This window comes from Amycolatopsis panacis (assembly GCF_003600245.1).
In the GTDB taxonomy this organism is placed as follows: Bacteria; Actinomycetota; Actinomycetes; order Mycobacteriales; family Pseudonocardiaceae; genus Amycolatopsis; species Amycolatopsis sulphurea.
In genome coordinates, this window is the sequence record NZ_QZFV01000153.1 from 115,724 (window position 1) to 137,768 (window position 22,045).

Consider the following 22,045-nt stretch of genomic DNA (forward strand, 5'->3'; position numbering starts at 1 on the left):
AGCGCGGTGAGGCGGCAGGCCCAGCTCTGTGGGGAGAGCAGCTCTTCCGACGCCGCGCCAGCCGGTCCGCAACGCCATATGCGGGCCGGATCGCCGAAGACGAAGCGATCCGGCCCGCATATCGCGGCGTTCCGGCATTCAGAAGGTAATGACGAGCCGTCCGCGGAGGCCGCCGGAGTCCATGCGCTCGTAGGCCTCCTGGGCGCGTTCCGGCGGATAGGTGCCCGCGATTCGCGGTACCAAGCGCCCGGCTGCCGCCTCGGTGGAAATCAGCTCCAGCCAGTCGGTGTTGGGCAGCGCCGTGGTCACCCTTACGGGCAAGACGCGAACCCCGCGCTCCGGGTCGTCGCCGTCGTCCCAGCCGCGCACGACGGCGATCCCACCGCCGTCGCGAACCGCCGGTAGTGCTGCGCGGGTCAACTGCGCGGTGTCGAACACCGCGTCGACGCCCTCGGGGACCAGCCGCCGCACATCGGCGCCGAAGCCGCCGCCGCGCGAAACCACATGATCGGCGCCGAAACCGGCCACCAGTGCCGCATCCTCGGGCTTCGCGTCCGCGATGACCACCAGGCCCTGACGTTTGGCCAGCGGGATGGCGTAGGACGCCAATTGTCCCGCGCCACCCGTCACCGCGAGCGTCGCGCCCGGCGGCAGGTCGAGCAGACGCAGTCCCTCGAGTGCGGTGAGCCCGTTCATGGGCAGGGCCGAGGCCGCTGTCGGAGCGAGCCCGTCGGGGATGGGCACGACGGAACAGGCCGGGACGACGACAAGCTCGGCCTGAGCGCCGCCCTCGGGCAGGCGTGCGTTGATCGCAGCCATTACCGCGTCCCCGACCGAAAGCCGGTCGACGTCAGGACCGATCGACTCGACAGTCCCCGCCGCATCCATTCCCGGAGTAAGCGATGACTGTGGTCCGGCGGGGGCGAATGTCCGCCACATGAGGGTGTCGATGGGATTGACCGCGGCCGCGCCGACGCGGAGCCGGATCTCTCCCGGACCGGCCGCGCGGACCTCCTTGTCCTGCACGGTGATGGGACCGCCGGCCTCATGGATGGTGACTCCGCGCATCTGTGCTGCCTTTCGCTCTCTCGCGTTTTCGACCTGCTCGCGGCAAAAGTTGTTCTAGCGCAAGGCTTCGACGTCGATGACGCGGGTGGGACCGGCACCCTTGCGGCCCACCCGGTTGCGCAGGACGCCGATGCCTTCGGCTTCGAGTTCGACCACGCACCCCTCGGTGATCCAGCGGTCCATCTCGGCGCCACAGCCTCGCCCGACCGTGCCGCTCCCGAGCAGGTCGCCCGGCCGCAAGGTCTCCTCCTGGCTGGTCCATTCGATGATTTCCTCGAAAGAGAAGTGCATCGCGCCGAGCACGCCGCTCGACCACACCTCGCCGTCGATTCTGGCTTCCAGATGGGCGGTGTCGCGGTCGAACTCGTCGGGCGTGACAATGCAAGGCCCGATGGAGCTCCCGAAATCCTTGCAGATGCCCGGACCGGTGCCGATGCTCATCTCCCTGGCCTGGAGATCGCGCGCGCTCCAGTCGTTGTACAGGGTGTACCCGAGGATGTGCCGGCCCGCGTCCTCGGCCGAAATGCGTCGCCCGGGGGTCCCGATCACCGCGCAGATCTCGAGTTCGTAGTCGAGTTTGTCGGTGTAGGCCGGCCACGGCACCGTGTCGTCCGGACCGTAGATCTCGTCGACGTTGCCCTTGTAGTGCGCCGGGATGTGGTACCACTCGTCGGCGATCGAGTCGATCAATCCGGCCGTGACACAGTTGCGGAGATGTTCCTCGACGACCAGATAATCACGCAGGCTGTTGGGCCGGGGCAGTGGTGACACCAGCTGCACTTCACCGGCCGGGTGGATGATCACGTCATCACCCTGGTGTTCATCGCCGGCCGCGACCGCGTGCTCGGTGGCCGCACGCGCGATCTCCATCGCACGGTCTCCCGCCCGGATCAGCGTGAGCAGCTGTGAACCGCCGTCGGCGGAGCTACCGGCGAGCGGCTCGCCCCCGCGCGCCGCGATGGCATGGTCGATGTCGACCACCACACCGTCTCCCAGAACCCCGGCACGCAGTACGGGCCGGCCCGGCCGATTGGCCGCAAAGGTCACGAATTTCATGCCCACCTCGCGGGACTGATGGATCGTTCAGAATGGATTTTCCTCGCTGGCGTCACCGGAACCCGCGGCGAGCCTGCGCTTCGCCTCGGCATAAAGCTCGGCCGGAAGCGGACCCCGCGACGCGATCTCGGCGTTGCTCAGGAAATGCGCGAAGCTGCTCGTGCCGACGATGGCACTCGACAACGCCGGATGGCTGAGCGTGAAACGCAGAAGGAATTCATGGCGGCTCATGTCGCCGGGAATGATGTCGTCGAGCCCGGCCGCGTTCCAGACGTCCTTTGCCGGTGCTTTGGCGCCGCTCAGGCTCAGCGGCTCGACGCTCCAGCTCTTGTCCTCCGACGCGGTCCCGCGGGCCGTCCCGCCCCGGATGAGGATGCCCGCACCGGCCTGCGCCGCCCGCACCATGTAGGGCTCGTGCTCGTCCTGGAGTGCCGAGTAAGGGATCTGGAATACGTCGAAGACGCCCATAGCGATGTGATCCGGAAGGTGGGGAAGAATGCCCGACATTCCGATGAACTGGACTTTTCCTTCAGCACGGAGCTTCTCCAGCTCCTCGATCGTGCCATCCGATTCCAGCCGCGTCCTCGCCGGGGACATATGCACCTGGAGCAGATCCAGGTGGTCGGTCCGAAGGCGGCCGAGACTCTGCTCGACACCTGTCCGTATGCGGTCCGCGGTGTAGTCGTGCGCGGCGCCCACGGCCGGCGGATCCCAGCCAGGCTCGATCGTGAGCGGACAACCGCATTTGGAGGCCAGGAAGAACTCGTCACGCCGGGAGCCGAGATATCGTCCGAGGAGCTCTTCGCTACGGCCATAGTCAGCCGAGGTGTCGATGAGGCTGACCCCGGCGTCGAGCACCTCGTTCAGGAGCCGCCCCGCGTCCTCGTCGCTGATCGCCGGCCCTCCCATGGCATCCGGCCCACGCAGTTCCATGGAGCCGTACCCGAGGATGGACACCTCGACGCCGGTGCGCCCGAGGACTCTGGTGGGGATCGTCATTGAGTATCTCCGTTCTCGGGCGTGCCGGCGGGATCCGCACCGCGGTGCGTGGCCGCTCTTCGACCAGGCGGCGCGCTGTCGGCGGGCACGGCGAACGCGGCCGGTTGCACGGCCTCAGTATCGACGTCACCCGATTCCCTCGACTACGTCCTGACGAGACCAAGAATCATGAGATCGGCTGTCCCGTCACGACGAGGACGTTCTCTCGGTGTGGGGGAGCGACCCCAGGCCCAGTGTTCGCCGCAAAGTACCTGGCGCCGGCGGCGTTCCCAGGGCGCCCAGGAGGTCGTGGTGTCGTGCGGCCACGATCTCTTCGAGGACGTCGACGACGGCGCGCACGCGGTCGAGCCGGGCCAGTTCGCGGGGGACGGCGAGCCAGTAGCTGCGGCTGAAGGTGAGGTCGTGGGAGAGCACCGGCACGAGGCGCCGGTCCTGGCTGCCGAGGTAACGGGGAAGCAGGGCTATCCCGAGTCCGGCGACGGCCGCTTGCCAGTGACCGGTGACGCTGTTGGCCTGGATCGAAACCCGTTGGTCGGGGAGCAATTCGTTGAGCAGGCGCAAGGGAGCGATGTCGAGGAGATCGTCGACGTACCAGATCAGCGTCTGGTCGCGCAGATCCTTGCGGCGCTCGACGGGCCCCTTCTCTGCCAAGTAGGACCGGCTGGCGTAGAAGCCGAGGATGTAGTCGGTGAGCTTGCAGTACAAGGCGTGCCGTCGTCGCGGTTCTTCGAGGGTGACCGCGACGTCGAACTCGCGCATGCCCAACGGGACGTTTCGGGTCGACGTGACGATCTGCACGTCGAGACGGGGATGCCGGTCTCGCAGCGGCCCCAGTCCTGGTGCGAGCAGGAAGGCGCCGAACGCATCGGGCGTGGCGATGCGGATGGTGCCGTCGAGCTGCCCGGTGCCGGCCGCACCGAGTCCCGAAGCGGCGGTGACCGCGGCCTCGACGGCCTCGGCGTGCGGCAGGAGCCGGTGGCCGGCCTCGGTGAGGGTCCAGCCGGAGGGGTTGCGGTCGAAGAGCCGGTGGCCGAGGGCGCGTTCGAGCTTGCCGACCTGGCGGCCGACCGTCGTGTGGTCGACCCCGAGGGCGTCGGCCGCGACGGTGAGCCGCCCCCGCTTCGCCACCTGCAGGAAATAGCGGAGACCGTCGGCGGATGTCATGGTCCCGACCCTACAAAGGTAAGTGCAGATTTGCACACATGCCTGCGCGATTGGTCCTTGCCTGTGCGTTTCTGCGGGGCGACGCTCGTAGCCGATCCCCCTGTGACCTCGCGAAGGAGCCTCACCGTTGAGCAAGCGCATCACCCATTGGGTTGGCGGCAAACCGTGGACCGGTCCGGCTCATCGCCAGGGAGAGGTGTTCGATCCCGCGCTCGGCACGGTCACCGCCCACGTCGATCTGGCTTCCGTCGAAGAGGTGGATGCGGCCGTTGCCGGCGCGGCCGCCGCGTTCACGACGTGGCGGTCTTCGACGCTCGCCAAACGCACGCAGATCTTGTTCGACTTCCGCACGATTCTCCGGCGCCGTCGCGACGAACTGGCCGCCGCGATCACGGCGGAGCACGGCAAGGTGCTCGACGACGCCGCCGGGGAGATCGCCCGCGGGCTCGAGGTCGTCGAGTACGCCTGCGGCCTGTCCGCACAAGTGAAAGGCGGGTTCTCGGAATCGGTCTCGACCACCGTCGACGTCACCGCGATCCGGCAGCCGGTCGGGGTGTGCGCGGTGATCACCCCGTTCAACTTTCCCGCGATGGTGCCGCTGTGGTTCACGCCGATCGCCATCGCCTGTGGGAACAGCGTGGTGCTCAAGCCGAGTGAGAAGGTCCCCTCGGCCGCGCGGCTGCTGGCCGAGTGCTGGGCGGAGGCGGGGCTTCCCGACGGGGTGTTCACCGTGGTCAACGGAGACGCGGTCGCGGTGAACCGCCTGCTGGAGCATCCCGAGGTAGCCGCGGTCAGCTTCGTGGGCTCGACGCCGGTGGCGCGGCACGTCTACGAAACGGGTACCCGCAACGGCAAACGGGTGCAGGCGCTCGGCGGGGCGAAGAACCATATGGTGGTGCTGCCCGACGCGGACCTCGACGGCGCCGCGGACGCGGCCGTGTCCGCCGGGTTCGGTTCGGCCGGGGAACGGTGCATGGCGGTGTCGGTGCTCGTCGCCGTCGACTCCGTGGGAGATGCGCTGGTTTCGCGCATCACCGAGCGGATGGCGGCACTGCGGTACGGCGACGGCCGGCGCGGCTGCGACATGGGCCCGCTGGTGACCCGCGCCCACCGCGATCGCGTCGCCTCCTACCTCGATGCCGGGGTCGAGGCCGGAGCCAAGCTCGTCGTCGACGGAAGGCAAGGCCGGCCCGACGGCGAGGACGACGGCTTCTGGCTGGGCCCGAGCCTGTTCGACGAGGTCCCCACCGAGTCCTCGATCTACCGGGACGAGATCTTCGGGCCGGTCCTGAGCATCGTCCGGGTGCCGACGTTCGACGACGCGCTCGACCTGGTCAACGCCAGCCCGTACGGCAACGGCGCGGCCCTGTTCACCGAGCACGGCGGCCTCGCCCGGCGTTTCCAGAACGAGGTACAGGCCGGCATGGTCGGCATCAATGTGCCGATCCCGGTGCCGGCCGCCGCGTACTCGTTCGGCGGGTGGAAGGCTTCGCTGTTCGGCGACACCCACGCCTATGGCGATGAGGGCGTGCGCTTTTACACCCGCGGCAAGGTCGTCACCAGTCGCTGGCCGCAACGCTCGGCACCCCGGGCCGGCGTCGATCTCAGCTTCCCGGGCCACGGGTGAGTCCGATGACCGACACTGCTTCCGTTGCCCTGCCCCGAATTCTCCGCGTCGGCGGTGGCTGCTCGATGGAGTTGGCCGAGGTGCTGGAGTCAGCCGGGCTCGCCCGTCCCCTGATCATCACCGACCCGTTCCTGGCCGCCCAGCCGTTCCTGGCCCGGATCACCGCCCGGCTGGCCGAAGCCGGGATCGAGGCCGAGGTGTTCTCCGAAGTGCGCCCCGACCCGACCACCGACTCCATCGACCTCGGCGTGCGCGCGCTGCGCCGGGGCGAGTTCGACTGTGTCGTCGGCATCGGCGGCGGCAGCCCGATGGACACGGCGAAGGCGGTGGCATTGCTGGGATCGCGCGGCGGCGCCATGCGCGACTACAAGGCACCTGCCGTCACCGACGCGCCGACGCTGCCCGTCATCGCCATCCCGACCACGGCCGGATCGGGATCGGAATGCACCCGCTTCACGATCATCACCGACAGCGCGACCAATGAGAAGATGCTCTGCGCCGGCCTGGCATTCCTGCCCGCCATCGCCTTGATCGACTACACGCTCACGATGCGGATGCCGCCCCGGCTCACCGCCGACACCGGTGTCGATGCCCTCGTGCACGCGGTCGAGGCATACGTCAGCCGCAAAGCCAACCCCTTCACCGACGCCCTCGCGCTGACCGCCATGCGGACGCTGTTCGCCAACCTGCGCGTCAGCTATGCCGAGCCGGCCAACGAGCAGGCGCGTGCGCAGATGATGATCGCCGCGACGCAGGCCGGTATGGCGTTTTCGAACTCCAGCGTCGCACTCGTGCACGGGATGAGCCGCCCGATCGGCGCGCACTTTCACGTCGCGCACGGCCTGTCCAATGCCATGCTGATGCCGACCATCACCGCGTACTCGGTGGACGCCGCCCCCGACCGCTACGCCACCTGTGCACGCACGGTCGGGGTGGCGAGCGCGGACATGACCGACAGCCAGGCCGCGCGACGACTGGTGACCGCGTTGCACGACCTCAACGCCGATCTGGAGGTCCCCGGCCCGCGCCGGTACGGCATCCCCGAGGACAGCTGGCGGGAATCGATTCCGGTCATGGCGAAACAGGCCAAGGCCTCGGGTTCGCCGGACAACAACCCTCGTGTCGCCTCGATCGCCGAGATCGAAGATCTCTACCGGTCGCTCTGGAAATGACCGCGGGTACGCGGCCCTGTCCTGGCTCGCCATGAACCAGGTGCTGGCTCTTTCCCGGGTTGTCGACGATGCTCGTCCCGACGACTGGCCCGGCCCCGACCCGTGCCGAATACTGCCTGATCAGGAGTGAGAGCGATGGCCTACGAACCCGAGGTGATCACGAGGACCTATGACCTCGTGATCCACAATGCGCACGTCTTCGACGGCCACAAGGTCCACACCGGGCTGCGCGATGTCGCCATCAACGGTGGCGAGATCGCCGCCGTCTCGGCGGAACCACTGAGCGGCACAAAGGAGGTCGACGCGGCCGAATCCTGGGTGATGCCCGGCCTGATCGACACGCACCTGCACTTCTACGACGTCCGTGCGGTGTCCGATCCGGAATCGATGCGGGCGTTCGAGGAGAACGAGCTTCCCGGACGGCTTGACTTGTTCCTTCAGCACGGGGTCACCACCATCAAGTCGGTGGGCGATCCGACCGGGGGAATACTGGAGACGCGCGCCAAGATCGCCGCGGGCGCGCTGCGGGGCCCCCGGCTGCTGGCGACCGGTTGCGGCATCACCGTACGCGACGGGCATCCCGCGTCCACCATCTTCAGCGGCAATGCCTGGGCACGTGCCCGGTTCACCGGCGAGATCGACAGCGTGCAGCAGATGCGTGATCTGGTGCATCATCTGGCCGACCGGAAGGTCGATGCGATCAAACTCCTGTCGGAAGGCGCTTGCGCGTCCCACGGTTCGCCGAAGTATGTCTGGCACAATGCCGCCTTTCCGGATCCTGTCGAGCTTGTGCGGCTACCCCTCGATTTCCTTCGGGCGGGCATCGAAACCGGGCACGAGCGAGGTCTCAAGGTGACCGTTCACACGGCCCAGCAGGACGCGGCACGGGAAGCGCTCGAGGCCGGCGCGGACGGCCTGGAGCATGGTGTCACCGTCGAACCGATTACCGATCACGCGCTGATCGATCTGATGCTCGAACGCGACATCGTCTACACGCCAACGCTCTGGATTCACGACGCGATCCATCCGGACGCCCGCGGCAACGTCAAGAAGGTCGCCGACGCCGGGGTGCGCATCGCGCTGGGCAGCGACACCTTCTGCGGCCCGGGCCGGTTCGGGGCGAACACGCTGGCAGAGGCCGAGTTGATGGTCGCGGCGGGGATGACACCCATCCAGTCGCTGGTCGCGGCCACCAGCGGCGCGGCGCGGCAGTGCGTCCGCCCCGACCTCGGCACGGTGGCGCCCGGCAAACGCGCCGACCTGATCATGCTGGCCGCCGATCCCACCCAGGACATCGGCAACCTCCGCGAACTCGGCATGACGATCCTGAATGGCGAGATCGTCGTCGACAGGCGCCACAAAGGGTGAACGACCAGCTGGCTGCTCAGCCCCGTCGGCCGCCCAGTGCGTCGAAATCGATGTCATCCTCGTGAACATCAATCTTCGCTTCGGGAACCAGTCGTGACCTATTGTGCCCGAGCATGATCCGCTGCGGTAAGCACGGTCATGGAATACTCCCTTTTTTCTGTTCGTGCGCTCTTCGTCGAGGCTGTGCAACGGTTCCGATGTCGCCCGTTGCATTCGGACTGAATTGTCCCCCAAATCATCGGGAAATCGCACAGGCAGCGCCGCCACTCCGATTCCCCGCCGGCGCGCGAAGATCACCATCCTGTTGACCCGTCACTGACCGCAAGTGAACGACGCTGCACCACGGCTCGGCCCCCACCGGCGGTCACCCCATCTGTCACCGCAGACGAGGCCCTGAGCGCGAGCCGTCGCACGGATCGCGGTGCCGGCAATCGCAGTGCGCCCGTACCACGACGCGCTCAGAAGACGCCCGAACGAGGCGAACAGCTCACACCGAGCCGGTGAGCGGTGGCGTGTCCGGGAGGACCGCACAGGCCTTGGCGGTCGGTAGTCAGGGCTTGCCCCTTTCGGACTGCGCGATCACCACTCCGCGACAGCATCCGCAGCGAACCGGGCACGCATCGTAGGATCGCCCGAATCAGGATTCCTCCGTTCGTCCGTTTCACCTGCGGGACGGGAAGGGCGCCACGGATTCGCGGACCGCGAATCGTAAATGCGGCGTAGCGCTGAGGGAAGTCACGCCCGAATGGTGATGGCGGGCGTGCGGACCGGCGCCGCCGAATGCGTGGGCACGGGTGATCTCTTACGAGTGATCTTCTTTTGATCGAGGCGGCTCTGTACCGGGCGAGGGATACGCTGGCAGGTGCTGCATGATCGGCGGGAGTATTCCGATGACTGCTATAAACACCGGGCAAACGTGTCCATTCCGACACGATGACGCTCTGGAGCCCGATCCGTTCATGACGCGGATGCGGACCGAGGCGCCGGTGGCTCGGGTGCACATGCCGTACGGAGCGGGTCCCTGCTGGCTGGTGACCCGCTACGCCGACGTGCAAACCGTGACTTCCGACCGGCGCTTCAGCCGGGCCGCGCTCGTCGGCCGGGACTTCCCGCGCATCACCCCGGCCCCGATCGCGCAATCCGAGGCGATCAACCTGATGGACCCACCGGCGCTCAACAGGGTGCGCCGGCTGGTCGTCAAAGCGTTCACCACTGCCCAGGTCGAGGCGTTGCGCCCCTGGACCCAGCGCACCACGGACCGGCTGCTGGACGGCATGGTCGAGCGCGGCGCGCCTGCCGATGTCGCCGCACACCTGGCCGGCGAACTGCCCGTGATGACGATCAGCCAGATGATGGACGTACCGGCGGCGGACCGGTCGCAGTTGCGGCGCTGGGCCATGGCCATGATGTCCATGAGCGCCGAGGACACGTCCTCCGCGGCCGCCGCCAAGACCGCGCTACGCGGCTATTTTGCCGAGCTGACCGCCGCGCGGCGCCGCAACCCCGGCGACGATCTGATCAGTGCGCTGGCGACCGCGAGAATCGGCGAGGACGCCCTCGGCGCCGACGAACTGGCCGTGCTGGCGATGCTGCTGGTGGTGACCGGGCACGACACCACCACCTACAACATCTGCAACATCGTCTACACGCTGCTGACGCACCCCGCCCATCTGGCGCACCTGCGAGCGCGGCCCGGCCTGCTGCCTCAGGCACTGGAGGAGCTGCTGCGCCACATCCCCTTCCGGCAGGGGGTCGGCATTCCCCGGGTTGCTTTGGAGGACGTGGAACTCGGTGGCCAGGTCATCAAGGCGGGCGACATCGTGCACGTGTCGTATCTGACCGCCAACCGCGACGAACTCGCCTATGAGCGGCCGGACGAGCTGGACTTCGAGCGGCAGTCGCCCGCCGGGCACATGACCTTCGGCTACGGCAGTCATCACTGTCTGGGATCCCACCTGGCCCGCATGGTCCTGCAGGTGTCCATCGGCACGCTGCTCAGCCGTTTCCCGGGGCTGAGCCTGGCCGTGCCACAAGACGAGGTGCGGTGGAACACCGTGTCCATCTGGCGCTACCCGCTGGCCCTGCCAGTGACCTGGTAGGGGCCGGACATGGCCACCTTGTGCCGGCCGGCCATCGCCGTGCCCGAGTACGTCATCACCCAGGAGCAGACCCTCGACCTGGCGCGGGAGCTGCACGCGGACCACCCCCAGCTGGATCTTGCGCTACGCCTGATCGCCAACACCGGAGTGCGGACCCGCCACCTGGTGCAGCCCATCGAAGACACCCTCCGCCACCCCGGCTTGACCTCGCGCAACGCCCGTTACGAGGCGGAGGCCAAAGCCCGGGTACCCGAGGCCGCGTACCGCGCCCTGGCCCACGCCGACCTCGCCCCCCGCGACATCGACATGATCATCTATGTCTCCTGCACCGGCTTCATGATGCCCTCGCTGACCGCATGGCTCATCAACACGATGGGTTTCCGGCCGCAGACTCGGCAATTGCCGATCGCCCAGCTCGGCTGCGCCGCCGGCGGCGCAGCCATCAACCGCGCCCACGATTTCTGTACCGCCTACCCGCAGGCGAACGTGCTGATCCTGTGCTGTGAATTCTGCTCACTGTGCTACCAGCCGACCGACCTGGCGGTGGGCAACCTGCTGTCCAATGGCCTTTTCGGGGATGCGATCGCCGCCGCGGTGGTCCGCGGCCAGGGCTGCCGAGGTGTCCGGCTGGACCACAACGGCTCCCACCTGGTACCCGGCACCGAACAATGGATTTCCTACGCGGTCCGCGACACCGGCTTCCACTTCATGCTCGACAAGCGGGTACCCGGCACCATGGCCGACCTCGCCCCCGCCCTGCGTGAGATGGCCGGATTGCGCGGCCAGGATATCTCCAGGCTCGCCTTTTACATCGTCCACGCGGGCGGGCCCAGAATTCTGGACGACTTGTGCACGTACCTGAAACTGCCACCGGCGATGTTCCGTTACAGCCGGGCGACCCTCACCGAGCGCGGCAACATCGCGAGTGCCGTCATCTTCGACGCCCTCGACCGCTTCTTCGACGCCGAAAGCGTCAACCACGCCGACCAGGGAATCATTGCCGGCTTCGGTCCTGGCATCACCGCCGAAATCACCCTCGGCACGTGGACCGCGACCGGAGAACCAGTCCTTCCGGTCCAGGCACGCGAAACGACTAGGCAATCCAGCACGAACGAACCAGCCGCAACGCGGGCATGATGTCCTCCCGGAACCTTCGAGAAGATAGGGCGTGTCCGCGGGTGGACGTCGCCCCGGGCATGATCAGGTCTGGCGCGGGGCCGGCCTCGGCTGCGGCGAGGGACGCGCAGTTACTTCACAGCGCGGTCGCCTCGGGCTCGGGGGTCGACAGCGCTGTGGCCTGATCGCGATCGCGCGACGCTGCCGGGAAATGCCGAGCGGCGACAAGGACCACGAAAGCACCCACGAGGAATGCAGCGCTGAACAGATAGAAGCCGGTCGTGTTCGAAACGGTGCTTCCGCGCAGCCAGCCGAACAGATATGGGCCGACGAATCCACCGAGCAGGCCGAGGCCGTTCACCAGCGAAAGGCCCATGGCGCGCACATTCGGTGCGAGTGTGGAGGCCGTGACGGCGTGGTAGAGGCCGATCGCGGAGTAGGACAGTGCGATCCCCGCGGCCAGGGCGACGAGGCGCGCGGTCGCGGAACCGACCTCGAGTGCGACGAAAAGGGCCACTCCGGAGCCGAGCAGGAGTCCGAACAGATGCCACCGGCGATCGCCGGTCATGACCGAGGTGCGGCCGAAGAAGATCATCGTGATGAGGGCGACGAGATACGGCAGCCCGGACACCAGCGCGACCTGTGCGGAACTCAGGTGCGAGAAGCCCGATTTGACGATCTGGGGCAGGAAGAAGATCAGTCCCCAGAAGCCGAGGTTGACCGAGAAGTAGACGCCGCCCAGGATCCATACCCGTCGCATGCGGATGACGCTGGCGAAGACCGTCGAAGAAGCGCCCCTGCCCGCGAGGTCGACGGTCGCGTCGTCCTGCTCGTTGCGGTCGAGCAGCCAGCGGCGGTTCGCGTCGGGCAGCCAGCGAGCCTGTTCGGGGCCGTACGGCACGAGTCGCGCTACGAAGGGTGCGATGATCACGGCAGGGGCACCCTGCAGGACGAACAGCCACTGCCAGCCGACAAGGCCTACCCAGTCGATCTGCAGCATCCCGGCGGCCAGGGGCGCCCCTACGACGGAGGCCATCGCCGAGGCAGCGGCGATCTTCGCGGTCGCACCCGCGAGGTCATTGCGCGAGTAGAACCGCGCCATACACGTGTACGCGGCCGGAATGAACGCCGCCTCCGCAGCGCCGAGCAGGAACCTGAAGAGGATGAACAGAGCGGGGTTGGGGACGAAGGCGAGGGTCATGCACGACAGACCCCACAGTCCGACCATAGCGGCGAGCCAGCGGTGCGAACGGAATCGTTCGAGGATGTGAGCGTGCGGCAGGCCGCACGCTGCATAGCCGATGAAGAAGATTCCGGCCGCCAACCCGAAGACCGTGCTGGAGATGCCGAGCTGCCTGTTCATGTCCAGCGCTGCGAAACTGACGTTGGATCGGTCGATATGCGAGATGAGCGCGATGCCGAACAGCACCGTGAGGAGGCGTCGGTTGACGATCGTGCGCGTACGACGGTGTACGTCCATGGGTTCCAGCCTTCAGGTATCGGTGAAAGGATAGATGCTCGGGGCTGGCTCAGGCGTCGGCACCGGCTCGGAATCCTCGCTTTACCAAGGGAAGGGTCTGAGGTAGCGAGGTAATGGGCAGGCCATGTGTGGGGCCTACGAGGGTGACGTCGAGGTCGGCGATGAGCCGGTCGAGTTCCACCAGATAGGGCTCGACGTCGGTGAATCTGGTCCAGTGGAGCGCGAATTCGGCGAACAGCGCGGTCATCGCCGGGACGTCGAGGGTCGCCGCCTCCTCGGCGACGAGCCCGCAGTGGCCCTCCTCGTGGAAGTGGCTGTAAGCGAACCCGTCACCGGGAAACAGCGCGCGGGTAAGGGTGTCGAAGCCCCAATACGTGGTGATCAGGTCCCGGATGACGCCGGGCGTGATGCGGAACGATCTTCCCCCGAGATCGAATTCGGCGCTCGTCCCGACGAGGTGCAAACGCTCGGCATGCCGGGGAAAGATCTGGTCGAGGTCTTCGACGCCGCCGACGGCGACCGCGTCCGGGAACTTCTCGAGGAAACGCCCGAGCCCACCGGCGTGCGGAGTCTCCTGGTGGGTGACGAACAGGTACTCCAGGGGAGCGACCGCACCCGAGGCGAGCAGCTCGTCGATCTGTCGCCCGAGCATCGGCAGGTCGGCGGGGAACCCGGTCTCGACGAGCACGGAGCGATCCTCACCCGACACGATGTACACCGAGTTGTAGGCATGGTAGGTACGGCCTGCGTGCTGCGTCTTGATGCAGTCACCGAGCCAGTACAGGCCGGGACCGAGCCGGCGTGGCAGGGCGGTCATCGTGCCACCTTTCCGCCGGCCACGGTGGCCGCTCGTGCGAAGGGATAACCACGCGGTTCGGTGCGGAAGCGGTGAAGAGCCGCCAGGAGCAGTTCGACGTGGCGTTGGACGACGCCTGCCCCGTCGAGCACAGCGCCGTGGGCAGGGCATATGCGCTCGACGTCGTGACAGGCGAAGAACTGTTCGAGCCATTCGCTGATCGGCCGGGTATCGGCGCCGGGAAGCCACCAATAGCGGGTCCGGACGAGATGCCGGCACACATCGTCGACCGTTATGGCGTCAGACCCTGCACTGACCGTCCACGCATCACCACCGGAGCCCACGTCGCCGGCGTAGGAGAACGCGTCGGAGGTGAACACGGAGCCGGTCAGCGGGTCGTAGAGCCAGTGGGTGGTGAGCAGCCGAAGCAATGGCTGGACGGCTTCCACCGTCCGGCCGTCGCCGAGGGAAATGCCTGCCTGGGACGGCATTCGCTGGTAAACGGCATCCTGCAGCGCGCCGGGCGAGGTTGGTTCCGGGTGTACGTCGAACCACCCGAGCCCGTCGACCTGTGCGCCGAAAATGGTCTCGATCGGAAACTTGGCGGCAACCGCGACCATGTTCGCGATCGAGTCGAATTCACCCATGCGCAGCGCGGCAACGCACAGAGCGCTGGAGCCGGGCAGCGTGTCCGCGAGCCAGCTCAGGACCAGGTCCTGGGCGGCCACGGGCCCGGTATCGACCAGCAGCGAACGCGCCGCGTCCGTCAGCAGGTAGACGTTGGTGACGGCGGCCGTTCCCGCGGTGTCACGGGTGGCGGCCGGGATGGCAGGTGACTGCGCGGCCTGTGATCGATGCGCGAGATGCGCGACGTGCAGATGCGCGCCGAACGAGCGCGTGAAGCCAGCGTTGATGATCTTCCTCCCGTCGATGCGAAGAAGCAAAAAGTCCAGATCGTATACAATCATCGAAAAGTGGCCGGCTTACCGCCGGTCGTCGCCCCTGGTTCTCCGCGACGGATCAGTCAGGCGGATCAGGCTGGGCCGCAACGCCGGTCAGGAACTCCGCTCATTGTGTCCCGGGTCCCCCTGCGTGTCGGTCTAATGCTTGACATTGCAGGTTATGTGCAGTTCAAGAACGGGTTTCAGCGTTGCAGGCACGCGATGGCCGCAGCCGTACGCGAGTGCTTGGGTCGCGGGTTCGCGGCCGGTGGGGCCGGGGCGAGATCGCCCGGCGGGGGCCGGGAAGTCAGTCCGGCGGGAGTATTGACATCGGAGCAGGAGACTCGGATAGTGTACAATCACTGGTTGAGTGGTCGGCGCGGTGAGCAATTACCTCAGCCCCCGGCAGTCACGGCAGTCTTGTCCTTCAGTGCCGCACCGGGAGTCGGATGACTCGGCCGGCGGCCGACACGCGAAGAACCCAGAGAGGCGCTCTTATATGCGTGATGGAATGTTCGTGTTCGATAATGTCGTGCATATGTATGACAACAAGCCGGGCAATATCGGCCCCCGGGGGGAGCAGGTCGCGCGGAACCTGCACGGTTTCGGCGTGGTTCTGTCCAATGAGAAGTACCCGGCCAATGATCATTTTCTCGACGAGGAGCTCAGTGTCGAAGAGGCTGGGCGGATTCTGTTCGAGGAGTCGCAGACCGACATCGCGATGGCGCAGACGGTTCCGCTGTTCGGCTGGTGGAAGGACGGTTTCTCGCCGGCGCATCGGCAGTACGCGTTGAAGGAGGCGTTTCCCCATCGCGTGCTGTTCTGCGGCGGGGTCGACCCGTTGTACCAGGGTGTCGAGGGTGCGATGAAGGAGATGACCAGGCAGGCCGAGGAGTGGGGTGCGGTCAGTTTCAAGTTCTATCAGGCGCATGACAACTCGCTGAGCTGGCGGATCGACGACCGGCAGATCGCGTATCCGTTGTGGGAGAAGGCGCTGGAACTGGGTATCACCAACGTCCAGTTCCATAAGGGCGTTCCTTTCGGTACCGAGCGCATGGAACACATGAACCCCACCGATCTGCAGCAGGCGGCGATCGATTTTCCGGAGTTGACCTTCGTCATTCACCATCTCGGGGATCCCTACATCGACGAGTCGATCAGCATCGCATCGCGTAACCAGAACGTATGGCTCGCGTTGTCGGCGTGGATCAACATCTATCCGATCATGCCGAGGGAGGCGCTCAAACGGCTGGGCAAGGCGCTGATGTATGTCGGTCCCGACCGTCTGCTGTGGGGTTCCGAGGCGTTCGTGTGGCCCAATGTCCAGGGCTACATCGACTTGTTCGCCGAGCTGGACATGCCGCGGAACCTGCAGGAGGACTACGGCTTCCCGCGGATCACCCGCGACGCGAAGCGGAAGATCTTCGGCGAGAACTATGCGCGGCTGCTCGGTATCGATGTCGGTCAGACCCTCAAAACCATCTATGGCAGCGACGAGCGGCAGCCATGAGTTCGTTACTGCCCGACCTCCAGCACCGGGTGGACGCCGCCCTGGAGGCCAACGTCAGCCGGTTTCTCGACTCGCACGGCGGTGCGGTCGCCAGTGCGTCGATCACTCCGGAAGGCGATGTGAGCCTGCGCTTCGATGGCGCCTGCCAAGCCTGTCCCGCTGTCGCGGCCACCTTTTACAGCAAAGTGGCACCGATCGTCCGCGCTGTTCCCGGCGTGCGTTCGGTGAGCGCTCCCAACGTCAACGTATCCGAAGCGGCCGTCAACCGGATTCTCAGCCTGTCCGCACCGCGGCGCCGATCCTCCGGAGGTGGAGACCATGCTCGCTAGCCCGACCTTCGACCAGCCGGCCATCAGCGCCGAACTCGCTCAACGAATCGTCAACGCCGCCGCGGCGGCGTCCGAGGAACACGGTCAGGCGAGCACGATCGCCGTCGTCGACCCAGCGGGAATCCTCAAAGCCTTCGTCCGCATGGACGGGGCGGCGCTCCTGACCGTGCAGATCGCGCAGGACAAGGCATATACCGCCGCCGCATTCGGCCTCGCCTCCCATGAATGGCACGACTTCATCAAGGACGACGCGCCGCTGGCCGACGGCATCGTGCACACGCCGCGACTCGTCGTTTTCGGTGGTGGGTACCCGGTGAAGGTCAACGGAGCTGTCGTCGGCGGCATCGGTGTGTCCGGGGGCCACTACACCGATGACATGAAGATCGCGACAACCGCGCTCGAACAAGCCGGATACCCGATCTGAGACAAGCGGCACCAGCCGCGCACGCGGCGCACAATGAAGCGGCGGGATCCGAGCTGGGCCGATTTCGCAGGGACGCCTGCAGGAGGTGCGTGTGAAGCCGTTCGTCGATTCACGTGGGTCCGACATCGCACCCTACTTCGCACACTGTCCGACCGCGACATACCAGCCGAGGTCGGTGGTGTTCGACGTCGAACGGGCGCAACACGAAACCCTCCTCATCGAACACGGCGTCACCCGGGTCACCACCTGCCATCCGGGAGGTGCTGAACGGCTGCTGTTCTACAAGGGAACCGGGTGCGTGCTCGGCGACACGGTGATTTTCGGTGAACCGGGCAACCTGCCGGCGAGCGCGCGTGCGGTGGCGATCACCGAAGTGGTCGTCCGGGTGATGCCGCGTCGCGAGTTCGAGCGTCTGTGCATGTCCGAGCCGAACCTGGTCTACGCGTTGCTGCAGCGTGCCCACCGCAAGATCGCCAACCTGATCGAGCAGGTCGGGCTCGCCGCGTTCTCGGACACCACGACGCAGACCGCCGCACTTCTGCACGCACTGTGGGCGGAAAGCGGGCGCGCCGACGCTCCGCCCGAAGTCAATCGATTGCTGCATTTGACCCACCAGGAGATCGCCAGCGCTACCGGCCGTACCCGGGTTTCGGTCAGCTACGCCATGAAACGGCTCGAGAATGCGGGCACGATCGCGCTGCACCGCGGCTGGATCGAGGTACTGGATGCAGCCGGCCTGCAGCGCGCCGGAGAATCCGGGCTGCCTCCGCAGACGGCGGCAGCCGCAGGGGCGGGCCGGACGGGTTGGGCGAGCACCGGCGCTCGTGGCCCGGACGAAAGCTCCGATAAACGTGGCGGTACGCGCGGGAATGAGAGTCAACCCACCCGGCCTGACCGATGATGGCCGCTCCGTCACTACGAATCGTGGCGATTGGCGTGAAAGGACGGACAGCATGACGAACCCACCCGGTCCACTCAGTGACATTCGGGTGATCGAGATGGGACAGCTCATTGCCGGCCCGTTCTGCGGTCAGCTGCTCGGTGACCTCGGTGCCGAGGTGATCAAAATCGAGCAGCCGGGCGCCGGGGACCCGATGAGACACTGGGGCACGAAGAACGACAACGGCGACTCGCTGACCTGGCCGGTGATCGCCAGGAACAAGAAGTCGATCACCAGCGACCTTCGCCGCGCACGAGGCCAGGAGGTAACCCGGAAGCTGCTGGCCACCGCGGATATTCTGATCGAGAATTTCCGGCCCGGAACGCTGGAGCGCTGGAACCTGGCCCCGGAACGGCTCTGGCTTGAGAACCCTGCCCTCATTGTCGTCCGGGTCAGTGGATTCGGTCAATCCGGTCCGTATGCCGGTCGTGCCGGTTACGGGTCGATCGGGGAGGCCATGGGAGGCCTGCGCCATTTGATCGGTGAACCGGACCGGCCCCCCGCACGGGCCGGAGTCAGCATCGGCGACTCGCTGGCCGGCACCTACGCCGCCCTCGGTGCACTGGCAGCACTGCATACCCGGAAGTCCACCGGGCGCGGCCAGGTGGTGGACTCGGCGATCTACGAGGCGGTTCTGGCGATGTCGGAGGCACAGCTCACGGAGTGGGATGCGGTCGGCCATCAGCGAGAGCGGACCGGCGCGATCCTGCCGAATGTCGCTCCCAGCAACGTGTACCCCACAGCGAAGGGGGCCGAAGTCCTCATCGCGGCGAACCAGGACACGGTGTTCCGCCGGCTCGCCGCGGCGATGGGACGCGCCCAGCTGGCAGCCGATCCTCGGTATGCGACCCACGATGCCCGAGGCGAGCACCAGGCAGAGCTCGACCAGCTCATCGCCGGCTGGTCGCGTGAGCTGGACGCCGACACCGTGCTCGAGATGCTGCACGAGGCCGGTGTACCGGCCGGAAAGGTCTACCGGGCGGAGGACATGTTCGCCGACGAGCATTTCGCGGCTCGCTCGGCGATCACCCACGCGCGCAACAGGCGAGGCGAAGAATTCGCCATGCAGAACGTCGCTCCTCGCCTGTCCGGTACTCCGGGCAGCGTCCGCTGGGCAGGACCGGACCTGGGCGAGCACACCGACCACATCCTCACCGAGCTCGGCCTCGGTACCGCCGAGATCGCCTCACTTCGTGCGACAGCAACGATCTGACCCGGAGATGAAGACCATGTCGCTCGTTTTGCCGGACGAAGTGGACATCCGCGAAGTCGGTATGCGTGATGGCCTCCAGCTCGAAAACCCCATCCCGACCTCGACCAAACTCGAACTCCTCGACGCGATCGTCGATGCCGGCGCACGGCGAGTGGAAGTCACCTCCTTCGTATCCCCGGAGGCGGTTCCTGCCCTCGCGGACGCGGATCAGGTCGCGGCCGAGCTCGGACGCTGGCCGGGGGTACGGTTCTCGGCGCTCGTGGCCAACACTCGCGGTGCGGACCGCGCCGTGGACGCCGGGGTCGCCAACCTCGAATATGTCATCTCGGCCTCGGACGCCCACAGCAAGGCCAACACGGGTAAAATCACCGCGGATGCCACGGACGCGATCGGCCAGATCGCCACACGCGCGCACAAAGCCGGTGGGGACGTCGAGGTCATCGTGGGCGTCGCGTGGGACTGCCCCTTCGAGGGGCGAACCCCACCCGCTCGAATCCTCCAGGTGGTGAAGGCCGCGGTCCGCGCCGGCGCGGACCGGCTCTGCCTCGCCGACACGATCGGCACCACGACTCCGGCGCGCTTGCTGAGCCTGCTCGGTGAGGTCGCACGCGCCTGTCCCGGCATCGAGATCGGCATCCACCTGCACGACACACGGGGGGCCGGGCAGGCCAATGCCCTCGCGGCCATACTGGCCGGCGTTCGGCAGCTGGATGCCTCGGTGGGAGGACTCGGCGGATGCCCGTTCGCCCCCGGCGCCAGTGGCAACATCGCGACCGAGGAGCTGGTGTACTGGCTCGGAGAGTCCGGTGTCCACACCGGACTCGATCTCTCCGGACTGCATCGCGCGGCCACGATTGCGGAGAACGCCGTCGGCCACGAGCTGACAAGTTCCCTGCACCGCGCGCTCAATCGGAGATCCACATAGGACGGAGGTCGGGCCTTTCACAGGTGGCGGAGGCGCGTGCGGTGGACTGCCGATGTCCTCCAGTACGGCAACCGCAGTTGTGCTCCAGTGGCGTGTCGTGGTCATGAAGACGTCCGAGGCGACGGGGCTGTGGTGGTGCGATCTCGATCTCGACGCCGGAGTATTGCAGGTTGTCGCATCAGGTCCAGGACCGTCGCGGCCGGGTGGTGGTGTGTTCGCCGAAGTCCGGCGCGAGCGTGCGCACGGTGGTGTTGGACCACGGTCACGTGACGGCGTTGCGGGCGCTCCGGTCGCAGGTGCTGGAGGCCGCACGCGGCACTGCGATCACGTTGCGAAAGCAGGGAAAGGCAAACAACGCCGACACGGACAGGGACGCCGCCGCCGGGACAAGGCGGCTTAGACCAACGTGCACGAGCGGGTCACCGGGCCGCCGCTGCCGCACCTGTTCCAGCGCACGATCGGCTGGCGGCGGGAGATCATCGGCCCCCGCGTGCTCTACCGCCTGCTCCACGAGACCCTCCTGCGGGCCGGGCTGACCGATCGCGCCGGCCAACCGCTGCGCTACACCCCGCAAGACTTCCGCCGGATCTTCGCCACCGACGCGGTCACCGGCGGCCTGCCGGTGCACATCGCTGCCAAGATCCTCGGTCACCACAACCTCGCCACCACCCACGCCTACCTCGCGGTGTTCCAGGCCGAACTGATCCGGTCCTACCGCGCGTACCTGAACACCCGACGCGAGACCCGCCCACCCGCCGAGTACCGCGAACCGACCACCCAGGAGTGGACCCAATTCCAGAAACACTTCGAGCTGCGCAAGGTCGAGCTGGGAACCTGCGGCCGTCCCTACGCCACCCCCTGTGCGCACGAGCACGTGTGTGTTCGATGCCCGATGCTGCGGGTGGCCCCGACTCAACAGGCCCGACTGGCGGAGATCGCTCGCAATCTCGCCGATCGGATCGCCGAGGCCAAGACCAACGGCTGGCTCGGCGAGGTCGACGGGCTTCAGGTGAGTCTGGACCACGCTGCCCAGAAACTGGCCTCGCTCGACCGCCTCGCCCGCACCGGCGGTCGTGGTCCGGTCGCGATCGGGATGCCGGTGATCCCGTCGATTCGCTAACCCGCGCTCGGAGCGGGAACCGCCGTACAGGGCGATCCCGGTGCCGGGTCTGCTGTGGGGTCGGCGGCGCGCAGCCGCCGACCGCCGCGTCACCGCACTGCGAGTCCGGGCGAGGCGCACGGTCTGACCTGGCCCAGAACTGACCGCTGGTCAGACGCCTGACACGCCGTCCTGGACGTGGCGGAGCTGGGCGAAATCGTCAGCTACGCCGCTGATCGCGGAAGCCGCTTGAGGGTGACCGAGCTGATCCGGCTGGCCAGCGGGTCGGGCACCTCCCAGTCGTCCGGTTCGCCGCTGTCGGACTCCGCGTAGGCGCGCACGGCCTCAACCAGTGCCGCGGCGTGCTCGGGGCGCAGTCCGCTGAATCGCACGCGAGCTTTGCCCGGCTCGTCGACCGCGGCAACACCGTCTACTGGGCATCCGCCCAGGCACTGCACTGACCGCAGATCGATTCCGGCCCGGTCGGCTTCTTCGTTCAGGTGGTGCTGGAGATCCCGACAGAACTGCCCGGCGCGTCGGGTGTCGTAGCGCGGACAGGTTCGACAGATCAGCAAGGGCAACGGGTTCCCCCCTCGTGCAATGCGTCCCGGCCAACAGCGGATACGTACGATCGGACCGGGTGGTCGGACACCGCGACCGGTGCCCGGCAACCCGAGCCCGTACCCAGCGGCGAGCTGGCTGGCAGGCTGGTTGAGCGG

The 22,045-nt window shown here is 67.2% G+C and carries 20 protein-coding genes; 12 read left to right on the forward strand and 8 right to left on the reverse strand.

Going from position 1 to position 22,045, the window contains the following annotated elements:
* Positions 1-138: 138 nt before the first annotated feature.
* The 4 genes from D5S19_RS31340 to D5S19_RS31355 all read right to left on the reverse strand — a co-directional run bounded on the left by D5S19_RS31340 (position 139) and on the right by D5S19_RS31355 (position 4,287).
* Positions 139-1,068 carry a quinone oxidoreductase family protein gene (locus D5S19_RS31340; protein ID WP_120026957.1) on the reverse strand — a complete coding sequence of 310 codons (930 nt, stop codon included), beginning with the start codon at positions 1,066-1,068 and terminating at the stop codon, positions 139-141.
* Between the two features lie 54 nt (positions 1,069-1,122).
* Positions 1,123-2,124: a fumarylacetoacetate hydrolase family protein gene (locus D5S19_RS31345; RefSeq protein WP_120027002.1), complete on the reverse strand. Its 1,002-nt coding sequence runs from the start codon at positions 2,122-2,124 to the stop codon at positions 1,123-1,125.
* A gap of 27 nt (positions 2,125-2,151) precedes the next feature.
* A complete protein-coding gene (locus D5S19_RS31350) occupies positions 2,152-3,123 on the reverse strand; it encodes an aldo/keto reductase (RefSeq protein ID WP_120026958.1) in 972 nt (323 codons plus the stop codon).
* Between the two features lie 186 nt (positions 3,124-3,309).
* Positions 3,310-4,287, reverse strand: a complete 978-nt coding sequence (locus D5S19_RS31355) for a LysR family transcriptional regulator (protein WP_120026959.1) — start codon at positions 4,285-4,287, stop codon at positions 3,310-3,312.
* A 127-nt stretch (positions 4,288-4,414) separates the two neighbouring features.
* On the opposite strand from D5S19_RS31355, the gene D5S19_RS31360 reads away from it, so the two are divergent.
* From D5S19_RS31360 to D5S19_RS31380, 5 genes are all read left to right on the forward strand, one after another.
* Positions 4,415-5,914 (forward strand): CoA-acylating methylmalonate-semialdehyde dehydrogenase, encoded by a 1,500-nt coding sequence (locus D5S19_RS31360; RefSeq protein ID WP_120026960.1) that lies wholly within the window; start codon positions 4,415-4,417, stop codon positions 5,912-5,914.
* 5 nt (positions 5,915-5,919) lie between these two features.
* The gene (locus D5S19_RS31365; protein ID WP_120026961.1) at positions 5,920-7,086 is read left to right on the forward strand and encodes an iron-containing alcohol dehydrogenase; all 1,167 of its coding nucleotides are present in this window, start codon (positions 5,920-5,922) and stop codon (positions 7,084-7,086) included.
* 321 nt (positions 7,087-7,407) lie between these two features.
* Positions 7,408-8,454, forward strand: coding sequence for an amidohydrolase family protein (locus tag D5S19_RS31370; RefSeq protein WP_233574279.1), 1,047 nt, complete (start codon positions 7,408-7,410; stop codon positions 8,452-8,454).
* A 959-nt stretch (positions 8,455-9,413) separates the two neighbouring features.
* Positions 9,414-10,553, forward strand: coding sequence for a cytochrome P450 (locus D5S19_RS31375; RefSeq protein WP_199730810.1), 1,140 nt, complete (start codon positions 9,414-9,416; stop codon positions 10,551-10,553).
* Positions 10,554-10,562: 9 nt separating this feature from the next.
* Complete coding sequence (locus tag D5S19_RS31380; RefSeq protein ID WP_120026964.1) at positions 10,563-11,690, forward strand: type III polyketide synthase; 1,128 nt, start codon at positions 10,563-10,565, stop codon at positions 11,688-11,690.
* Between the two features lie 115 nt (positions 11,691-11,805).
* Here D5S19_RS31380 and D5S19_RS31385 read toward each other — a convergent pair whose 3' ends face one another.
* From D5S19_RS31385 to D5S19_RS32235, 3 genes are read right to left on the reverse strand one after another with little or no spacing between them, the layout of a single operon-like run.
* Positions 11,806-13,149: an MFS transporter gene (locus D5S19_RS31385; protein ID WP_120026965.1), complete on the reverse strand. Its 1,344-nt coding sequence runs from the start codon at positions 13,147-13,149 to the stop codon at positions 11,806-11,808.
* A gap of 49 nt (positions 13,150-13,198) precedes the next feature.
* Entirely contained in the window at positions 13,199-13,966 is a 768-nt protein-coding gene (locus D5S19_RS31390) for an MBL fold metallo-hydrolase (RefSeq protein ID WP_158605690.1), read from the reverse strand.
* Positions 13,963-14,913: an MBL fold metallo-hydrolase gene (locus tag D5S19_RS32235; RefSeq protein WP_158605691.1), complete on the reverse strand. Its 951-nt coding sequence runs from the start codon at positions 14,911-14,913 to the stop codon at positions 13,963-13,965. Before D5S19_RS32235 ends, D5S19_RS31390 begins: the two co-directional genes overlap by 4 nt.
* Before the next feature lie 484 nt (positions 14,914-15,397).
* On the opposite strand from D5S19_RS32235, the gene D5S19_RS31395 reads away from it, so the two are divergent.
* The 7 genes from D5S19_RS31395 (at position 15,398) to D5S19_RS31425 (ending at position 21,347) form a co-directional block, all read left to right on the forward strand.
* Positions 15,398-16,396, forward strand: a complete 999-nt coding sequence (locus D5S19_RS31395; RefSeq protein ID WP_199730811.1) for an amidohydrolase family protein — start codon at positions 15,398-15,400, stop codon at positions 16,394-16,396.
* Positions 16,393-16,725 carry a NifU family protein gene (locus D5S19_RS31400; RefSeq protein ID WP_120026968.1) on the forward strand — a complete coding sequence of 111 codons (333 nt, stop codon included), beginning with the start codon at positions 16,393-16,395 and terminating at the stop codon, positions 16,723-16,725. The genes D5S19_RS31395 and D5S19_RS31400 overlap by 4 nt, the downstream gene beginning before the upstream one ends.
* Positions 16,715-17,149 (forward strand): GlcG/HbpS family heme-binding protein, encoded by a 435-nt coding sequence (locus tag D5S19_RS31405; RefSeq protein WP_120026969.1) that lies wholly within the window; start codon positions 16,715-16,717, stop codon positions 17,147-17,149. Before D5S19_RS31400 ends, D5S19_RS31405 begins: the two co-directional genes overlap by 11 nt.
* Before the next feature lie 91 nt (positions 17,150-17,240).
* The gene (locus D5S19_RS31410; RefSeq protein WP_267901185.1) at positions 17,241-18,050 is read left to right on the forward strand and encodes a Crp/Fnr family transcriptional regulator; all 810 of its coding nucleotides are present in this window, start codon (positions 17,241-17,243) and stop codon (positions 18,048-18,050) included.
* A 52-nt stretch (positions 18,051-18,102) separates the two neighbouring features.
* Positions 18,103-19,302: a CaiB/BaiF CoA transferase family protein gene (locus D5S19_RS31415; protein ID WP_120026971.1), complete on the forward strand. Its 1,200-nt coding sequence runs from the start codon at positions 18,103-18,105 to the stop codon at positions 19,300-19,302.
* A gap of 16 nt (positions 19,303-19,318) precedes the next feature.
* Entirely contained in the window at positions 19,319-20,227 is a 909-nt protein-coding gene (locus tag D5S19_RS31420; RefSeq protein ID WP_120027003.1) for a hydroxymethylglutaryl-CoA lyase, read from the forward strand.
* 406 nt (positions 20,228-20,633) lie between these two features.
* Entirely contained in the window at positions 20,634-21,347 is a 714-nt protein-coding gene (locus D5S19_RS31425) for a tyrosine-type recombinase/integrase (protein WP_120026972.1), read from the forward strand.
* A 203-nt stretch (positions 21,348-21,550) separates the two neighbouring features.
* Here D5S19_RS31425 and D5S19_RS31430 read toward each other — a convergent pair whose 3' ends face one another.
* A complete protein-coding gene (locus D5S19_RS31430; RefSeq protein WP_120026973.1) occupies positions 21,551-21,997 on the reverse strand; it encodes a DUF1636 family protein in 447 nt (148 codons plus the stop codon).
* Between the last annotated feature and the right edge of the window lie 48 nt (positions 21,998-22,045).

Bases quoted from the DNA above. Each gene is read 5' to 3' on its own strand.
- D5S19_RS31405 (WP_120026969.1), top strand. From the start codon at position 16,715: ATGCTCGCTAGCCCGACCTTCGACCAGCCGGCCATCAGCGCCGAACTC.
- D5S19_RS31415 (WP_120026971.1), top strand. From the start codon at position 18,103: ATGACGAACCCACCCGGTCCACTCAGTGACATTCGGGTGATCGAGATG.
- D5S19_RS31400 (WP_120026968.1), top strand. From the start codon at position 16,393: ATGAGTTCGTTACTGCCCGACCTCCAGCACCGGGTGGACGCCGCCCTG.
- D5S19_RS31340 (WP_120026957.1), bottom strand. From the start codon at position 1,068: ATGCGCGGAGTCACCATCCATGAGGCCGGCGGTCCCATCACCGTGCAG.
- D5S19_RS31380 (WP_120026964.1), top strand. From the start codon at position 10,563: ATGGCCACCTTGTGCCGGCCGGCCATCGCCGTGCCCGAGTACGTCATC.
- D5S19_RS31365 (WP_120026961.1), top strand. From the start codon at position 5,920: ATGACCGACACTGCTTCCGTTGCCCTGCCCCGAATTCTCCGCGTCGGC.
- D5S19_RS31375 (WP_199730810.1), top strand. From the start codon at position 9,414: ATGACGCGGATGCGGACCGAGGCGCCGGTGGCTCGGGTGCACATGCCG.
- D5S19_RS31420 (WP_120027003.1), top strand. From the start codon at position 19,319: ATGTCGCTCGTTTTGCCGGACGAAGTGGACATCCGCGAAGTCGGTATG.
- D5S19_RS31395 (WP_199730811.1), top strand. From the start codon at position 15,398: ATGTTCGTGTTCGATAATGTCGTGCATATGTATGACAACAAGCCGGGC.
- D5S19_RS31385 (WP_120026965.1), bottom strand. From the start codon at position 13,149: ATGGACGTACACCGTCGTACGCGCACGATCGTCAACCGACGCCTCCTC.
- D5S19_RS31345 (WP_120027002.1), bottom strand. From the start codon at position 2,124: ATGAAATTCGTGACCTTTGCGGCCAATCGGCCGGGCCGGCCCGTACTG.
- D5S19_RS31350 (WP_120026958.1), bottom strand. From the start codon at position 3,123: ATGACGATCCCCACCAGAGTCCTCGGGCGCACCGGCGTCGAGGTGTCC.
- D5S19_RS31390 (WP_158605690.1), bottom strand. From the start codon at position 13,966: ATGACCGCCCTGCCACGCCGGCTCGGTCCCGGCCTGTACTGGCTCGGT.
- D5S19_RS31355 (WP_120026959.1), bottom strand. From the start codon at position 4,287: ATGACATCCGCCGACGGTCTCCGCTATTTCCTGCAGGTGGCGAAGCGG.
- D5S19_RS31370 (WP_233574279.1), top strand. From the start codon at position 7,408: ATGCCCGGCCTGATCGACACGCACCTGCACTTCTACGACGTCCGTGCG.
- D5S19_RS32235 (WP_158605691.1), bottom strand. From the start codon at position 14,913: ATGATTGTATACGATCTGGACTTTTTGCTTCTTCGCATCGACGGGAGG.